Origin of the sequence: Ferviditalea candida, assembly GCF_035282765.1 — a bacterium.
Classification (GTDB): Bacteria; Bacillota; Bacilli; order Paenibacillales; family KCTC-25726; genus Ferviditalea; species Ferviditalea candida.
Window position 1 is genome coordinate 1 of sequence record NZ_JAYJLD010000129.1, and the last position, 411, is coordinate 411.

Here is a 411-nt window from a genome sequence, read left to right on the forward strand (position 1 = left end):
CGTATCGTACCGAAGGTTGTAATTCGCGGAATGCAGCTTGGTTTAGGCTTGCAATTAGCGACGCTGTCTCTTAAAGAATATGTTCAGGCGGATTCGGTTCCAGGATATTGGTTGGCAGCTGTCGCATTTATTGTGACTATCTTTCTTATCGGCAATAAGAAATATCCCGCCGCTTTATTCGTCATTATGTTAGGCGCAGTTTATGCTTTTACCTTCAAGCTTGATACTGCAATAGTAGCACAAAGCATAGGTTTACACCTGCCTGAATTTCAGGTTCCCACAGTGCAGGATGTTCTCACGGGATTTGTGTTGCTCGCGTTGCCGCAGGTTCCGCTTTCACTTGGCAATTCGGTACTGGGGACGAAACAAATTGTACAAGATTTGTTTCCCGATCGCTCACTCAGCGTTCGT

The 411-nt window shown here is 45.7% G+C and carries 1 protein-coding gene; it reads left to right on the forward strand.

Annotated features, from left to right (window positions below; translation table 11 throughout):
• Positions 1-30: 30 nt before the first annotated feature.
• The coding region (locus VF724_RS21385; RefSeq protein ID WP_371756252.1) for a hypothetical protein at positions 31-411 on the forward strand (381 nt) is incomplete at its 3' end.